At 43.7% G+C, this 14589-nt stretch carries 15 protein-coding genes; 10 read left to right on the forward strand and 5 right to left on the reverse strand.

Going from position 1 to position 14589, the window contains the following annotated elements; all coding sequences use genetic code 11:
• Positions 1 to 180 precede the first annotated feature (180 nt).
• The 4 genes from ACXAGP_RS16010 to ACXAGP_RS16025 all read left to right on the forward strand — a co-directional run bounded on the left by ACXAGP_RS16010 (position 181) and on the right by ACXAGP_RS16025 (position 4227).
• Positions 181 to 1074 carry a ribokinase gene (locus tag ACXAGP_RS16010; RefSeq protein ID WP_475262570.1) on the forward strand — a complete coding sequence of 298 codons (894 nt, stop codon included), beginning with the start codon at positions 181 to 183 and terminating at the stop codon, positions 1072 to 1074.
• A gap of 28 nt (positions 1075 to 1102) precedes the next feature.
• Complete coding sequence (locus ACXAGP_RS16015; RefSeq protein ID WP_475262571.1) at positions 1103 to 2053, forward strand: nucleoside hydrolase; 951 nt, start codon at positions 1103 to 1105, stop codon at positions 2051 to 2053.
• 212 nt (positions 2054 to 2265) lie between these two features.
• Positions 2266 to 3060, forward strand: coding sequence for an alpha/beta hydrolase (locus tag ACXAGP_RS16020; RefSeq protein ID WP_475262572.1), 795 nt, complete (start codon positions 2266 to 2268; stop codon positions 3058 to 3060).
• A gap of 87 nt (positions 3061 to 3147) precedes the next feature.
• The gene (locus tag ACXAGP_RS16025) at positions 3148 to 4227 is read left to right on the forward strand and encodes a type 1 glutamine amidotransferase domain-containing protein (protein WP_475262573.1); all 1080 of its coding nucleotides are present in this window, start codon (positions 3148 to 3150) and stop codon (positions 4225 to 4227) included.
• A gap of 57 nt (positions 4228 to 4284) precedes the next feature.
• Here the strand turns inward: ACXAGP_RS16025 and ACXAGP_RS16030 are convergent, their stop codons facing one another.
• Complete coding sequence (locus ACXAGP_RS16030; protein ID WP_475262574.1) at positions 4285 to 5052, reverse strand: DUF748 domain-containing protein; 768 nt, start codon at positions 5050 to 5052, stop codon at positions 4285 to 4287.
• 518 nt (positions 5053 to 5570) lie between these two features.
• On the opposite strand from ACXAGP_RS16030, the gene ACXAGP_RS16035 reads away from it, so the two are divergent.
• The 4 genes from ACXAGP_RS16035 to serA all read left to right on the forward strand — a co-directional run bounded on the left by ACXAGP_RS16035 (position 5571) and on the right by serA (position 8875).
• A complete protein-coding gene (locus ACXAGP_RS16035; protein WP_475262575.1) occupies positions 5571 to 5990 on the forward strand; it encodes a DoxX family protein in 420 nt (139 codons plus the stop codon).
• 133 nt (positions 5991 to 6123) lie between these two features.
• Positions 6124 to 6723: a 5-formyltetrahydrofolate cyclo-ligase gene (locus tag ACXAGP_RS16040; protein WP_475262576.1), complete on the forward strand. Its 600-nt coding sequence runs from the start codon at positions 6124 to 6126 to the stop codon at positions 6721 to 6723.
• Between the two features lie 64 nt (positions 6724 to 6787).
• Positions 6788 to 7444 (forward strand): ribose-5-phosphate isomerase RpiA, encoded by a 657-nt coding sequence (gene rpiA / locus ACXAGP_RS16045; protein WP_475262577.1) that lies wholly within the window; start codon positions 6788 to 6790, stop codon positions 7442 to 7444.
• A 201-nt stretch (positions 7445 to 7645) separates the two neighbouring features.
• A complete protein-coding gene (gene serA / locus ACXAGP_RS16050) occupies positions 7646 to 8875 on the forward strand; it encodes a phosphoglycerate dehydrogenase (RefSeq protein WP_475262578.1) in 1230 nt (409 codons plus the stop codon).
• A gap of 205 nt (positions 8876 to 9080) precedes the next feature.
• Here the strand turns inward: serA and ACXAGP_RS16055 are convergent, their stop codons facing one another.
• Positions 9081 to 9380, reverse strand: coding sequence for a type II toxin-antitoxin system RelE/ParE family toxin (locus tag ACXAGP_RS16055; RefSeq protein ID WP_475262579.1), 300 nt, complete (start codon positions 9378 to 9380; stop codon positions 9081 to 9083).
• Positions 9377 to 9619, reverse strand: coding sequence for a type II toxin-antitoxin system ParD family antitoxin (locus tag ACXAGP_RS16060; RefSeq protein ID WP_475262580.1), 243 nt, complete (start codon positions 9617 to 9619; stop codon positions 9377 to 9379). Before ACXAGP_RS16060 ends, ACXAGP_RS16055 begins: the two co-directional genes overlap by 4 nt.
• A 184-nt stretch (positions 9620 to 9803) precedes the next feature.
• Between ACXAGP_RS16060 and ACXAGP_RS16065 the strand changes: the two genes are divergently transcribed.
• Complete coding sequence (locus ACXAGP_RS16065) at positions 9804 to 10130, forward strand: DUF5992 family protein (protein WP_475262581.1); 327 nt, start codon at positions 9804 to 9806, stop codon at positions 10128 to 10130.
• A 132-nt stretch (positions 10131 to 10262) separates the two neighbouring features.
• A complete protein-coding gene (locus ACXAGP_RS16070) occupies positions 10263 to 10601 on the forward strand; it encodes a hypothetical protein (protein WP_475262582.1) in 339 nt (112 codons plus the stop codon).
• Between the two features lie 890 nt (positions 10602 to 11491).
• Here the strand turns inward: ACXAGP_RS16070 and purU are convergent.
• Both purU and ACXAGP_RS16080 read right to left on the reverse strand, forming a co-directional pair.
• Positions 11492 to 12355 carry a formyltetrahydrofolate deformylase gene (gene purU / locus ACXAGP_RS16075; RefSeq protein ID WP_475262583.1) on the reverse strand — a complete coding sequence of 288 codons (864 nt, stop codon included), beginning with the start codon at positions 12353 to 12355 and terminating at the stop codon, positions 11492 to 11494.
• Positions 12356 to 12395: 40 nt separating this feature from the next.
• Complete coding sequence (locus ACXAGP_RS16080) at positions 12396 to 14489, reverse strand: putative bifunctional diguanylate cyclase/phosphodiesterase (protein ID WP_475262584.1); 2094 nt, start codon at positions 14487 to 14489, stop codon at positions 12396 to 12398.
• Positions 14490 to 14589: the final 100 nt, after the last annotated feature.

Genomic DNA, 14589 nt, shown 5'->3' on the forward strand with positions numbered 1-14589 from the left:
AAAAGAAATAAAATTGCATTAATTCGGCTATATCATTCCAATAAATAGAAAATTAAAACATTTAAACAATTAAATTTGACCAACTGGTCAGGTTTTAGGCAAAATTCGGGAAATTGTCGTAGTTCAAAAGCAGTAAATGTTCTACAGTTAATAATCGTAATAATGAGTGAAGAACAATCTATGGCGATAATCAATTTCGGCTCTATCAATATTGATCACGTGTATCAGGTAGAGCATTTTGTGCAGCCAGGCGAGACACTGGCATCCAAACAATATCAAAAACTGCTTGGTGGCAAAGGCGCCAACCAGTCTATCGCACTGGCTAAAGCAGGTACGGACATAAAACATGTCGGCTTAATCAATGAGTCGGACTTTTCCATGAAGCAGTCTCTAATCAGAGCTGGCGTTGACTGTAAATATGTCAGAGGCACCGAAACGCCGTCTGGCCACGCCATCATTCAAGTGGCAGATTCCGGTGAAAATTCCATTATTCTGTTTGCGGGCGCAAACCATGAGTTATCGGATGATCTTATCCGCCAGGCATTAGACAGTGCGTCACCGGGCGACTGGGTATTGATGCAAAACGAAACTAATGCCATTGCTGAAGTTATCGAACAAGCTAATGAGCAAAAACTCAAGGTGGCTTTTAATCCTGCCCCTATGACAGAGTCGGTAAAGAGCTTGCCGTTGCACAAAATTGATCTGCTCATTGTCAATGAGGTAGAAGCCGAAGCGCTAACGGGAGCCGATGAACTGGAAGCGATGGAGGGCTGGTTTAAACAAGAGCTACCTGACACAGCAGTCATCATTACCTTGGGTGCCAAGGGCGCCAAACTTATCACCAGTACCGGCAATACCTTTGCCGAAGCATTTTCAGTGCAGGCGGTGGATACTACTGCCGCTGGAGACACCTTTATTGGTTACTTTTTAGCAGGCTACATGCAAGAGTCTGAACCTGCACAGTGCATCCGAAAGGCCTGTGCTGCATCTGCGGTTGCTGTTACCCGAGTGGGTGCCGCCCAATCCATTCCTACCCTTGAAGAAGTCGAAGCGTTTTTGGCTGAACAAGGGTAATTATTTTACGTAAACACAAGGAATCAACATGGCAGAAAAAATTATCATTGATACCGATCCGGGTATCGACGACGCAATGGCCATCTTTTTCGCGTTTCAGTCACCTGATCTAGACGTATTGGGTCTCACTTCGGTATTTGGCAATGTGCCAGTCAAAATGGCTGCTCGCAATGCCGTGACTCTGTGTGACATCGCGGAAAAAGATATCCCTGTTTGCGAAGGGTTGGGGTTACCTTGGGTGGGTCCTGAATCGGGCTATGCTCACTTTGTGCATGGTGACGATGGTTTTGGCAACATCCATCCAAAACTGTCTGATAAACCCTTAGATCCGCGCAGTTCAGCGCAATTTATTATCGATACCGCTAAGCAATATCCGGGGGAAGTTACCTTGGTAGCGATTGGTCCACTCACCAATTTAGCCATGGTATTGAAGATGGAGCCTGAGATCACCAAGCTACTTAAAGGTGTGGTGATCATGGGCGGCGCTGCGCAAGTACCCGGTAATGTCACGCCAGTAGCAGAAGCGAATATCTGGAATGATCCGCACGCAGCGGATATCGTTTTTTCAGCGGATTGGCCACTGACCATGATTGGCCTTGATGTTACCTATGCGGTTTCTTACAACCAGGAATATTTGGGCAAACTGGCTGAGGTTAACCCTAAGCTGGGTGGCTTCGTTCATCAAGCTGCACAGTTTTACGCAAAATTCTACTCGGAAGTATTCCAGAATTCCGATGAAGAGGTGTGTTATTTCCACGATGCAATGGCTTTGGCCTACGTGATTGACCCCACCCTGTTTGATATGAAGCAGGGCAAGTTCCGCGTAGCCACTGATCCGCTATGCTACGGACAAACAACCTTTGCTCCACTGGATAAGATGATGTCACCCCAATGGGAAGACGCCCCGGTGATGCAAGCCGCATTGCAAGTCGATGAAGAGCGTATCAAAAAGCTGTTTATGGACACATACGCGCTTTAATCAATAAGCAATAAAGCATAATCAAGGCAGCTAAAATGGCTGCCTTTTTTGTGTGACTAACACACGGGTTGCTTTTGATGTTCACACAAAAATCTGTCTTTTATCTGAAATAAACAACATCTCGACCGAAGTGATGTTTCTTTTAAATTAACCAATGTTATAACCCCGACTCACTTACCCACTATCCAGGTACTATCGGGAATCGACAAATAATGCTCAAACGTCTGCTTGTTCTTTTTTTATTCTGCCTGTCATCAACATCCGTGATTGCTCAAACAGGTGACGAAACGCAACTTAAGATTGCCGAAGTAAAACAGGTTGTCGTTCCCTCTGAGAAACTTAAGCAAGACAGGAGTATCACGGTTTATCTTCCCGAGAGCTACCAGAGCACCAATAAAGACTATGCAACACTCTATTTGTTAGATGGTGAGCGACATTTGCCCCATGCCATTCTTGCCACCCGCTTGCATCAAGAACTGAACAATGTCCCGGAGATGATAATTGTCGCCATTAACAATAAAAAAGAAGATGGGGCGAGAGAGCAAGATCTGTATCACAATCGCGCAGCATTTAGCCATTTCATTACCAGTGAACTGCGTAGTTATATAAGAAAGAACTACAGAGCCAGCGACAGTGCATTACTCTATGGCCACTCACTGGCTGGATTTTTTGCATTAGACTTGATGGCGGCCCAACCACAGCAATTTTCAAGAGTGATTGCTGCCAGCCCCCCTTTACAGGGTGACGCAGAGCGTATTTACAATCAGTTATCAGAACACGAACTCCAAAAACAAACACACCTTTACCTGACCATCGCCGCGCAACATGAAGAAGGTGAATCAGAATTTTCCGCTTTTCAGCGTTTCTCAAAACTATTAGCAGACAGTTCACCAGAAAACTTGAATTGGAGCTCTCATGTCATGGCGGATCAAAGTCATATCAGTAATTATTATTTAACCTTCTTTAATGGCATTGCCAAAGTCTACAAGACTGCGGCAGAAAAATAATAGAGGCCGACAAGACGGCCTGTTATTTCACGCTCATTTCACACGGCTCCCGATACGCTAACAGCATATTCGTTTCGGGAGTCCATAATGTTAAAGAAAACCCTTATTTCAATGATCGTTCTGGTAGCCCTTGGTGCTGCCCTGTTTCATGGTAGTAAAAGCTGGTTAAAAAGCTTATTGCCAGACAAAGCCCACTTTCAGGCGTTAAAGCAAACACAAACCCAAGACTTGCCTTACGTGATGGAAAACGTCCTGGAAAATCGTGGCAAGATACTCGCGGTACTCACCAGCACTGACAAGATGGGCGACAACAAAGACACAGGCTATGAACATACCGAGCTGGCACGTGCCTATTATGTCTTTGTGGCCAATGGCTTTGAGGTGGATTTTGCCAGTCCTCTAGGGGGTCAGCCACCACGAGTGCTGGATGGTGAAGACATGGGCGCTTTCGACTATGCCTTTCTGAACGATAAGTCGATTCAAAAACGCCTTAACCAATCGATTCCATTAGCTAATATCGACCCAGAACATTATGAAGCTGTGTATTATGTTGGCGGTAAAGGCACCATGTTTGATTTTCCAGATAACCCAGACATTCAGCGCATTACCAAACAGATGTACCAGGATGATAAGGTCATCAGTGCGGTGTGCCACGGCCCGGCGGCGTTGGTGAATGTTAAGCTGGACAATGGTGACTGGTTGTTGGCCGATAAAAATGTCAGCGGTTTTACCAATGAGGAAGAGCTGATAATCATCCCTGATGCCGAAGAAATTTTTCCATTTTTGTTAGAGGATAAACTGGTGGCGCAAGGCGCTAACTTTAAACCCGGTAATACATATCTCGAGCAAGTCAGCCAAGATGGCAAGTTGATCACCGGACAAAACCCTTGGTCAGTATGGAAGATGGCGGAAATGGTGGTACAGGAGCTAGGATATACGCCTAAAGCAAGAAGTAAAACACCAGAAGAATACTCTATAGCGCTGTTGCAAACTTACGAAGAACAAGGCTTGCAAGCCGCACAAAAAGCCCTGATGGAAAACCCCGAATCTTATCAACAATTACTGTTGCTGATGCATGGTGTGCTGGCGTTAATGCAATTTGAGTTTGGCAAAAGCCTCGATATTTTCAGTCTTGCTCAAACTTTGAAAGTGGAATTACAAGCTTGATTACACATGGCGTATTCTTTGCGAATACGCCAACATCTCTCGCGGAATGACAGCAAGTTAGCCCCCTAACAGCCCTTTCAGTTTTGCTTTGGCTTTTTCTTCCAGCTTCTGCTTTTCTTCTTCCAGTTTTTGCTTAGCTTCGTCTTCAAAAATCCCTTTTACTTTGCGTTTGCCTTCTTTGATTAGATTATCCAGCATGGCATCCACAATTGCTGCGCCCACTTGGTCGGCTGGAATACCATCCGGCACACCAACGGCATCGGCATAAAAGGTGGGTAATGTCATCTCAAACTCGCGTTTGTCGGCTGGCAATTGCTCCAGCTCGAGCGCTTGCAAGTTAAGTTTCAGCTTAACCGCTTGCACCTTGATTTTCTTAACGCTGACAAGTGGGTTGGCAGCCTCGCCTGTTGGCTCTGAGGTTTCAGATTGCGGCAATGAAGCTTGCAGATTCTCTTTAAGTGTTATCAGGTTAGCCTTGCCCGCACTGCCCAGCTCGTAGAGTACTTCTGGTGCATCAATGAGTATCTCTTCAATGACATAAGGCTCACTGGTGGACGTTCCCAGATCCAATCTCACGGTATTCAATTTAAAAGCATCATCAACTGAATAGCCTTCGGGATTGGCAATACTCAATCCACCTATGGTGATTTTAGCTTCCGTTAACTTAGTTTCAACTTTGCTCACAGTTACCGAGGTTTTTGTCACCTTACTTCCCTGTGTCTCAATCTGCTGTTTGATCAGATCATCCAGACCAGATAGTCCCAGAAAAACAAAACCACCAGCGGCGATCAAGATAACCAGCAAAACGATGAGGACTTTTTTCATTAGCAACTCCCTATTGTCATTAATTTGAATATCTACACTGTAGATCAATTTCAAAACCTTATGTGCCAGTGTATTGGAATTAGGCGAAATCGAAAACCGGGTAATCAAAGATTCATAGTAATTGACAGCGGACACCTTGAATCTTCTATTTTTTAGAAATCTTAAGGCTATTTATTGCACTTTTAAAATCATTTGATCGAACTATTATTATCCCTGTCGAAACAAATTACTAACCTTCAGAGGATATATACCCAAACTACCTCAAGATACTCGACTTCAGCGGGAGAATAAAAGGATTTAGGCAAGGTAAATTGGAGATGGCATGGTTGTTCTCACGTCGATACAATTTGACGCCGCATAAATACTTTTAGGCCCCGCCCTTCGGGAGCTTCACAGCGCTTCCATTACTGTGTTGCACTTGTTTGAAAGGTAGCCGACATTCCTTCTCAAGTGCGCCTTGTACTGAAAGCGCTATGATAGCTCTGAAGCATGCATCTTGAGGTGGTTTGGGTATAAACATGAAAACTGAAATCTTAACTTTTGATCAAAACGGTACGCTAGCTTCTATTATCGATGTAATTGCCCGAATCTTATTAAGTACGCTGTTCTTGCTGGCAGGTAGCAACAAAATCAGCGCTTATGAAGGCACTGCTGGCTGGATGGAAGCAATGGGCGTACCCGGCGGCTTGTTGCCACTGGTTATTTTCGCTGAAATTGGCGGCGCATTGGCGCTTATCCTTGGCTTTCAAACACGCCTGGCGGCCCTGGGTTTAGCCGTATTCTCCATCGCTTCAGCCCTAGTTTTCCACAATAACATCGCTGATCAGGCGGAATTTTTAAATTTCTTTAAAAATCTGTCTATGGCGGGTGGCTTCCTGGTACTGAGTATTAATGGCGCCAAAAAATTCAGCCTTGATGCTCTATTCAATAAGCAGTGAGCATTTAACAAATAGGGACAGCAAGTAGTGACTGTTGACCCCTCCCTGCATTTCAAAGCCGCCTCAGTGCGGCTTTGTTTTTTGAGTCTTCTTTGCTATAAACATTTCTCTAATCAACTACTCGAAACTCACAGTGGTCATTCAGGCAAGCAAAACAGAGCGCAAACAATTAAGACAGCAACTCAGAAAAGCCAGGCAATCATTAAGCACAGAGCAACAACAAGACGCCAGTATTAAATTGCTGGACAATATTGTCGCCAATAATGTCTTAAGCAACGCTGAAACCTGTGTCTTTTATCTGGCCAATGATGGTGAGCTAAACCCCAAGCCATTGATTGAATACTGTTGGACAAAAGCAATTAAAACCTCTCTCCCGGTTATCCATCCATTTGCCAAAGGTCACTTACTGTTTTTGCAATACTCAGCCAACAGTAAGATGCGTAGCAATCAATACGGCATTGATGAGCCCGTCTGTGAAGTACCTGATATTGTGCCATTGACCCAACACCAACTGATATTCACCCCGCTAGTGGGATTTGACTTAAATGGCAATAGATTAGGTATGGGCGGGGGTTATTACGATCGCACCCTATCTTCACTTAAACAGCAAGCAAACATTAGCCTCATAGGCCTAGCTCACGATTGTCAGCAAGTAGACGCATTACCTCAGGAAAATTGGGATATTCCGCTTGATAAGATCATTACCCCGAGCAGAATAATTAATTGCAGCTAATGGGTTTGCAGGTAAAAGATTCCCGGTATAATTTCCCCAAACATACCTCAAAACGAGTAAACAAATGGATCAGGACCAGAAAAAACGCGCTGCCGCTGCCGCAGCCTTGTCGTACGTTCAACCAGACAGCATTATTGGTGTGGGTACAGGCTCCACCGTTAATTATTTTATCGAAGGGCTGGCGGACATCAAAAACGACATACAGGCCGCGGTTTCCAGCTCTGAAGAAAGCACCAAACGACTCAAAGCACTCGGCATTGAAGTTATGGATTTAAATAGCGTGGGCAACTTTGACATTTATGTTGACGGCGCCGATGAGATCACTGAGCACAAACACATGATTAAAGGTGGTGGTGCTGCCCTTACCCGCGAAAAAATTGTTGCCGCGGTGGCCGATCAATTCATTTGCATTATTGACGATACCAAACAAGTGCCTATGCTGGGCAAATTCCCCTTACCAGTTGAGGTTATCCCCATGGCTCGCTCCTATGTTGCCAGAGAACTACTTAAACTAGGTGGGGATCCTGTTTACCGCGAGGGTGTTATCACGGATAACGGCAATGTCATTTTAGATGTGCACAACTTAAAAATTCTGAATCCCGTGGAACTTGAAAAACAAATCAATGCCATTGTGGGTGTCGTAACCAATGGCTTGTTTGCCAAACGCGGGGCAAACGTTGTACTGGTAGGCACAGATTCTGGTGTGGTTACGATTAAATAGTCTGCCATCGTGTAACCTTCCTGTACGTTTGTAAATAATGGGTTGCCAGTAAAATAAAGGCTTGCAGTTCACGTGCAATTTGCTATTGTTGCGCAACCCATTTTAGACGTCCAGACATCTAATTTACATTATCCGCGAATTCGAACCACAAATAGCGTTTCTGTTTTCGCTAAGCTATTGAAGTTTCAAGGTATATTCACCATGAGTAAAGTTTCTCTCCCAAAAGATAAGATTAAAATCCTGTTGTTAGAAGGCGTACACCAAAGTGCCCTGGAAACCCTGAAAAACCAAGGTTACAGCAACATTGAATACCTTAAGACTTCCCTACCTGAAGCTGAGTTAATGGAAAAAGTCGCCGATGTGCACTTTATCGGTATCCGCTCCAGAACCCAACTCACGGAACAAGTGGTTGCTGCGGCATCCAAATTAGTGGCGGTAGGCTGTTTTTGCATTGGCACCAACCAGGTTGATCTGATAGCAACACAAGCCCGAGGCATTCCCGTCTTCAATGCGCCATTTTCTAATACTCGCTCTGTAGCAGAGCTGGTACTTGGCGAAATCATTCTGTTGTTGCGTGGGATTCCTGCTAAAAATGCCCATGCTCACAATGGTGGCTGGGATAAAAGCGCTGTGGGTAGCTTTGAGGCACGCGGTAAAACCTTGGGTATCATTGGTTACGGCCACATTGGTACACAACTTTCAATTTTGGCAGAGCACTTGGGTATGAAAGTGCGCTTCTACGATATTGAAGATAAGTTGGTGCTGGGTAACGCTGAACAAGTGGCGTCTTTAACTGAGCTACTAAAAACATCGGATGTGGTCTCTTTGCATGTACCTGAAACGCCATCTACCAAAGATATGATTGGCGCTGCCGAACTGGAAGTGATGAAGCAAGGGTCGATTTTAATCAATGCCTCCAGAGGAACAGTGGTAGATATCGATGCCTTAGCAGACGCACTACGTGCTAACAAAATTGGCGGTGCCGCTATTGATGTATTCCCGGTAGAGCCGAAATCCAATAGTGAAGAATTTGTCTCTCCACTGCGCGAGTTTGACAACGTGATCCTCACTCCCCACGTCGGTGGCAGCACGCAAGAAGCACAGGAAAATATCGGTAAAGAAGTGGCAGGTAAAATCGCAAAATACAGCGACAATGGCTCAACACTATCGGCGGTTAACTTTCCCGAAGTATCTTTGCCAGAGCACATTGGTCGTTCACGCCTGTTGCACATACACAAAAATGCACCTGGTGTACTAACGCAAATTAACCAGGCGTTTACGGAAATGAATGTCAACATCGCCGCACAGTACCTGCAAACCAATGAGAATATTGGTTATGTGGTTATTGATGTAGAAACCGACCACGCAGAAGATGCCTTCCAGGCGCTGCAAGCCATTAACGGTACGATTAAGACTCGTATCCTGCACTAAGCTTTTTTCTGGTTGAATCCGGTAGTCTGCACTGCCGCGAATCAATCGTTCGATGATGCCGATTTAGAGATGAATGCTCATCTTTAAATTTGGCTCTTTGATGCGACTTATTAGAAGAGGAGTTTTCCCTCTTTGAAGCTTCCCCCTTTTTGCCAAGACGCGGGAGCGCAGATGAAAAACGTGTAAGTAGCGCACTTTTAAACTGTTATCCGCCAATAATCGGTATGACGTCCATACTTTTGTGTAGAATTCTGATTATTTGGATGTGCTGGCTATCAACTCGTTTATAAAAAATCACATGACTTCCTTGCGGAAACTTTCGGTAGCCAGGTCGGATTTCATCGCAGGCTTTTCCTGCATCCTTGTTTTCTGTTAATAACCAAAAAGAAGCATCAAGCTGTTTAAGGTAAATATTCCTCTGCTCTCTCCCCCAGCGGCGTTCAGTGAACATTGCAATTTCTCTTAGATCTGCTTTTGCCTTTGAGGAAATTTGAAAAGGCTTCACTTCTGTTTCTCGTTGTCCAATTCAGCGATAAAGTCATCCATATCAAATTCAGCGATCCCACTTTCTTCACCTTCAACCAAAAGCTGACGTAGCGTTTCTAATTTGGTTTCCTGTGTTTCAAGCAAACGCAATGCAGATCGTATCACCTCACTGGCAGATCCATAGCGTCCACTTTGAATTTGATTTGTTATAAAACCATCAAAATGCTCACCCAAAGTGATACTAGTGTTTTTAGCCATAACTTTACTCCGAGTACCAATATATACCTATGTTTGGTATCTTCATAGTATAGATTGAGTTTGCCGCATAACAAGAAAATTCAAAAATGACCAAATACTCGTTGGTTGGGGCTCTCTCTTCAAGCAGTATTGCCAACCAATATTTGCCCTTTAATTTTGTAATTTGCCTCTTATGGAGTTTTCGATGAAAAAAATTTGTATTGCATTGTTTTGTCTTTTTTCTTTTCAATTGGTAGCTGGAGAACTGATTAAAAATGCTGAAATATACAAAATATCTAGTTCAAATGATGGTTCGACTGATAACTTTTGGATTTATGTGACTGCTGGTGAAGGGATTTGTAACAATAAAGCAATTGTTTTCCCAATGGAATTAAGCCCTTCACCTGAGTTTCACCAAAGAATGTTTTCGCTCGCCATTGCGGCGTTTACTACTGGTAATAAGAAAGTAAAAATTGTTGCGATAGGAACCGATGATTGCAAAAAGGCATCTTTTATCGAACTATCAAAATAATCCTGAACGAAAAGTTTAAACAAAGGCAAATACTGGTTGGCTGCCACCTACTCTTAAAGCTGTATAGCCAATGAATATTTGCTCTTTGATATAGTAGTTAGCAGACTCAAATTCTTGAAGGAGAAATGGTTTTTGAAAATTTTTTTAATTGTAATTTTTTATATTGTATCGTTTTCAGCGATATCCGGTGGATGGACAAGTACGGCACCCGTTGATGAGCTCGAAATCGTTCGTGGGCAAGGCTTTTTCCTGAAAGGGAGTTTTGGTAATCCATCAGAATGTACAAACGAAAATACATTGTTTGTATACAAATCTCATTCTCAATACGATCAGATGCTATCCATAGCTCTGTCAGCATTTATGAGCGGGAAAAAGCTAAGAATTTACACACATCAATGTGCAAATTTTGGATGGCATGGTGGTACTCACAACGAATTGACAAATGATGGAGCCATGTTTATTAAACATTAAGCAGCTAAAAAACGTTTAAACTTCGACGTGTGCTTACTGTCTATAATTCTTTAGGAATTATAGACAGTAATTAATCGCCCTTCGAATTGGCCCATATTGATTAGCAGTTATCTTAAATATGCGGTCATTTCATCCTGTCAAAAACAGCACTCTAGAAGCTTCTTTAATAACCACCCGATTGCGAACTCGAAGTCCATAAGTGTTCTATCACTGTGCGAGTTAAGCCTCCTGTGAAGAAGAAACCTGAAGCAGTGACATCAGGGATGATGTCTCATCCGATATTGTAGATTTGATATATAAGTTCGCATTGAACTACATAGAAGTAGTGAATGTCGTTTTTGTTAGGAACAGTAACCGGCCATGCGGACAAAGGTGGTTGATATGGGTACCTTTGTCGAACTGGAGTCTAAGGTATCCCCACAATCAATTGAATTTTTGCCAATCTACTGCCCCTCAAAGTTGCATTTATATTAATAAATTCATAGGGTTATGAAGTTAAAGTGTTTTACCAACAAGTTAAGATACTTAGAATAAGTGGGCTAACGAAGTCTAATATTGTCGTATCGCATTGAAGTAAATAAACCACCCTATTTCCCCTCATGAAGCGCCATTGAAATACGTGAAGCAAGTTACCGGTGTTTTTCAGGGAAGAAAATCAAGTCACGCCTAAGCATGGACGCGCATCGTGACGACGGAAACTTGTAGTTTTTCAATGGATCAAGCGTAATGTGGGGAGCCTTTTTCTTTCGCATACGGTTTCTTTTTGGCAAAAAGAAATGGTATGTGGACCAAAGGGATTTGGTTCAGAAAAGCCATGGATGGCGTCTGTCAGGCTACATCGAAGTTAAAAAAGATATAGGGATTCTTAAGACTGAATTTCGCCCAACAATCTAATCAAATATTATCGAGCGACGTCCTGATATCACAATGCGATGCTGTAGGTGCAGCTCCACTGCCCGCAGTAAGGTTTCAGTTTCGATGGACTTGCCCATGTTGACCAATTCATCTGCCGTCTGGCGGTGAGTAATGGGTTTGACGTTTTGCATGATGATGGGCCCTTCATCCAGCTCTTCCGTAACGTAATGCGCCGTAGCACCGATAAATTTAACACCGTATTCTCGGGCTTGATGATAAGGCTTTGCCCCTACAAAAGCAGGTAACATGGAATGGTGAATATTGATCATACGTCCAGACCAGCGAGATAAAACATTAGGCGGTATGATCTGCATATATTTTGCCAGCACCACCACATCAATACCGTTTTGCTCAAAAAGTGCCAGCGCTTTTTCTCCCTGTGCTTCACGGGTTTCTGGCGTAATCGGCAAATAGTGGAAGGGTAAATCAAAGCGTTTAGCGTCCACTTCCATATCCATGCGGTTACTTACCACCATGGTTGGCTCAACATTCCATTCGTGAGACAATATTTTGGCTAACATACCGTAAAAACAGGGTAGTTGTTTGGTAACCATGATGGCCATCTTTAAAGGCCTGTCCATAATGCGCAAGTCCAACGTTAACTGGTATTTACCGTTAATATCAGCTTTTAAGGCATCGATTATCTCATCTTCAGGCACCTGAAAACCCGCCAACTCCCACTCCATTCGAGCGAAGAACATGCGCGGCTCAGTTTCAACGTCAACGTACTGATCAAAATCAGTGATATTGCCATTATTCTTGTAGACGAATTGTGTGAGAGCGGCCGCCACACCGGCTTGTAGTGGTCCTGAAACCACGAGGGTTGCGCGTATTGTCATACCAAAGAGAAGATAACTTTTGTTACTGTGAGTTCCCGCTTTACCCGGCCATCTCAGGGGCCATGGAGTTCTCACTACTGGTTAGTGTTTGAGACAAAGCATAATCGCCAACAGCGCTTTCTGAAAGCGGTTTTGAAAAAAAGAAGCCTTGCAGTGCATGAATGCCTAAATTTTGTAGGAATTGCATCTGATGCTCCGTTTCAACGCCCTCTGCTACGATTTGCAATGCCATTTCTTTAGCCATCATATTTGTCGCTCTTAATATCACACCGCCATTAGCCGCCAGATTGGTAACAAAATGCCGATCTACCTTGATACAATTTACCGGTAGTTGCTCTATCTGTGATAAAGAAGAATAGCCCGTTCCAAAATCATCAATGGCAATGGTCACCCCGAGCGCCTTAACCTCTTGTAGCGCTCTTCTGGCCTGCTCTATATCGCCGCAAAAAACCGTTTCAGTGATCTCCAGATTCAATTTTTCGGGCGCTAACCCGCTCACCGTGAGGGCGTGCTGTACAGAGCGAATAAAATTGACGTGCAACAACTGATGGGTAGAAATGTTAACTGATACCCCGGCATTCTGTTGCGCTTGCCACCTTGACGCACTCAAACAGGCTTGCACCAGAACCCATTCGCCAATCGCGACAATCAACCCTTGTTTCTCAGCCAGTTCAATAAATATCGTAGGTGGAATTTCAGTATCATTAAACTTCCAGCGTGCAAGTGCCTCAAAACTCAATACTTTTTGCTGCTTTATATCAACGATAGGCTGAAACTCCAGGCGTAACTGGTGTTTTTCCAGCGCCTGTTCCAGGCCAATTTTTAGTTTTTCCTTCTCATTGAGGCTGTGCAATATAGCACTGTCAAACATTACCGGAGTCGCATCGCGATTGTACTTTTGCTCAAACATGGCAATGTCTGCCATGTGGATTAGCTCATTAGCATTGATACTGTGGGTCGGAAAAAGAGCGATGCCTATAGAGGCACTGAGAAAGCTATCAGTTTCTTCCGGCACGGGAATGCCTCCAATCCTCTGCATGAGCTGTTGCGAAAAATCACGCGCCTGTTGCTCAAGGCTACTTACGCTGTTATTTTTTCTATCAGATACAGCATCGTCACACTCTTGTACAATAACAAACTCATCGCCCCCCCAACGCCCAATGGCTACTTTTTGGTTAATGGCAAGTAACGTTGCAGCGACACTGCGCAACACCTTATCACCGGCATCATGCCCGAGGCTGTCATTGATTTTTTTAAAATTGTTTAGGTCCACAAACAACAGGAAAAAGCCGGTGCTTTGCTCGATACTTTGCGCTATCCGCGCCTCCAATGCCTCTAAAATAGCCGCTCTGTTTAACAGACCAGTCAAAGAGTCCTGCTTATTGAGCTTGATGATCTGGCGGGTACGCTGATGCACTTTCTCTTCAAGCTGTTCATTGACCTTGTTCAACTCATCCATCGCTTCACATAACTTTTGATTACTTTCCCTGACTGCCTCTTTTTCTTTTTCTACCTGCCCAAGCAGAACGGCATTTTGATTTTTTAATGAAATGGCATCACTGGTAAACTTAGATGCTTGTGTGGCGGAAACAAACATGACTGCGGCATAGATAAACCCCATCGTGCCCAAGGTCTGCATAATGGGTTCATTCGACATAACCGACAATATCGATAGGGGTAGCAGCATAAACAGGCTGTATAACCTGGAAATTCTTTTATCTGCAGAAAGTACTGTGACACTACCACCTGCAAGTGCGGCATAAATGATGGCAGTAGCGGTATACTCAAGTGTGTCCAAAGTATTAAATACCAGAAACGGGTAGATAGCCCACGCAATTGCCGTCACCAGTACTTGCGTGAAAAAGCGCTGTTTATAATGTACAGCTTGAGAGTCAGGAATTGTGTTGTTTAGGTAAAACGTAAAATAACAACTATCCAATAAGCGGCAGGTTAACAAGGTGGCCATAAAAGCAAACCAGATTAACTTTTCATAGTGACTTTGCTCATTGTAGAATGCAAAAGCCAGCACCGAGGAGGCGAGAAAGTTCACCACGTGACCGCCATAACTGTTACGGTATAAGATGGTTACCGCATCAGCGCAGTTCTTGTCTTGTATGCTAGAATTGTTGCTCATTCGAAAAGATCGTGCTTTATCGTCATTTATGACATAAATGACTTGGCTACTCCAGAATAACCTATTAAATATAGACTAAAGTCTGATAAAACATAGTTTT

The organism is Planctobacterium sp. AWM4_229, from assembly GCF_056160305.1.

Coding starts and splice junctions, on each gene's coding strand:
- ACXAGP_RS16065 (WP_475262581.1), top strand. CDS start 9,804: ATGAAAAAAATTTGTATTGCATTGTTTTGTCTTTTTTCTTTTCAATTG.
- ACXAGP_RS16035 (WP_475262575.1), top strand. CDS start 5,571: ATGAAAACTGAAATCTTAACTTTTGATCAAAACGGTACGCTAGCTTCT.
- ACXAGP_RS16020 (WP_475262572.1), top strand. CDS start 2,266: ATGCTCAAACGTCTGCTTGTTCTTTTTTTATTCTGCCTGTCATCAACA.
- ACXAGP_RS16030 (WP_475262574.1), bottom strand. CDS start 5,052: ATGAAAAAAGTCCTCATCGTTTTGCTGGTTATCTTGATCGCCGCTGGT.
- purU (WP_475262583.1), bottom strand. CDS start 12,355: ATGACAATACGCGCAACCCTCGTGGTTTCAGGACCACTACAAGCCGGT.
- rpiA (WP_475262577.1), top strand. CDS start 6,788: ATGGATCAGGACCAGAAAAAACGCGCTGCCGCTGCCGCAGCCTTGTCG.
- ACXAGP_RS16015 (WP_475262571.1), top strand. CDS start 1,103: ATGGCAGAAAAAATTATCATTGATACCGATCCGGGTATCGACGACGCA.
- ACXAGP_RS16080 (WP_475262584.1), bottom strand. CDS start 14,489: ATGAGCAACAATTCTAGCATACAAGACAAGAACTGCGCTGATGCGGTA.
- serA (WP_475262578.1), top strand. CDS start 7,646: ATGAGTAAAGTTTCTCTCCCAAAAGATAAGATTAAAATCCTGTTGTTA.
- ACXAGP_RS16010 (WP_475262570.1), top strand. CDS start 181: ATGGCGATAATCAATTTCGGCTCTATCAATATTGATCACGTGTATCAG.
- ACXAGP_RS16060 (WP_475262580.1), bottom strand. CDS start 9,619: ATGGCTAAAAACACTAGTATCACTTTGGGTGAGCATTTTGATGGTTTT.
- ACXAGP_RS16025 (WP_475262573.1), top strand. CDS start 3,148: ATGTTAAAGAAAACCCTTATTTCAATGATCGTTCTGGTAGCCCTTGGT.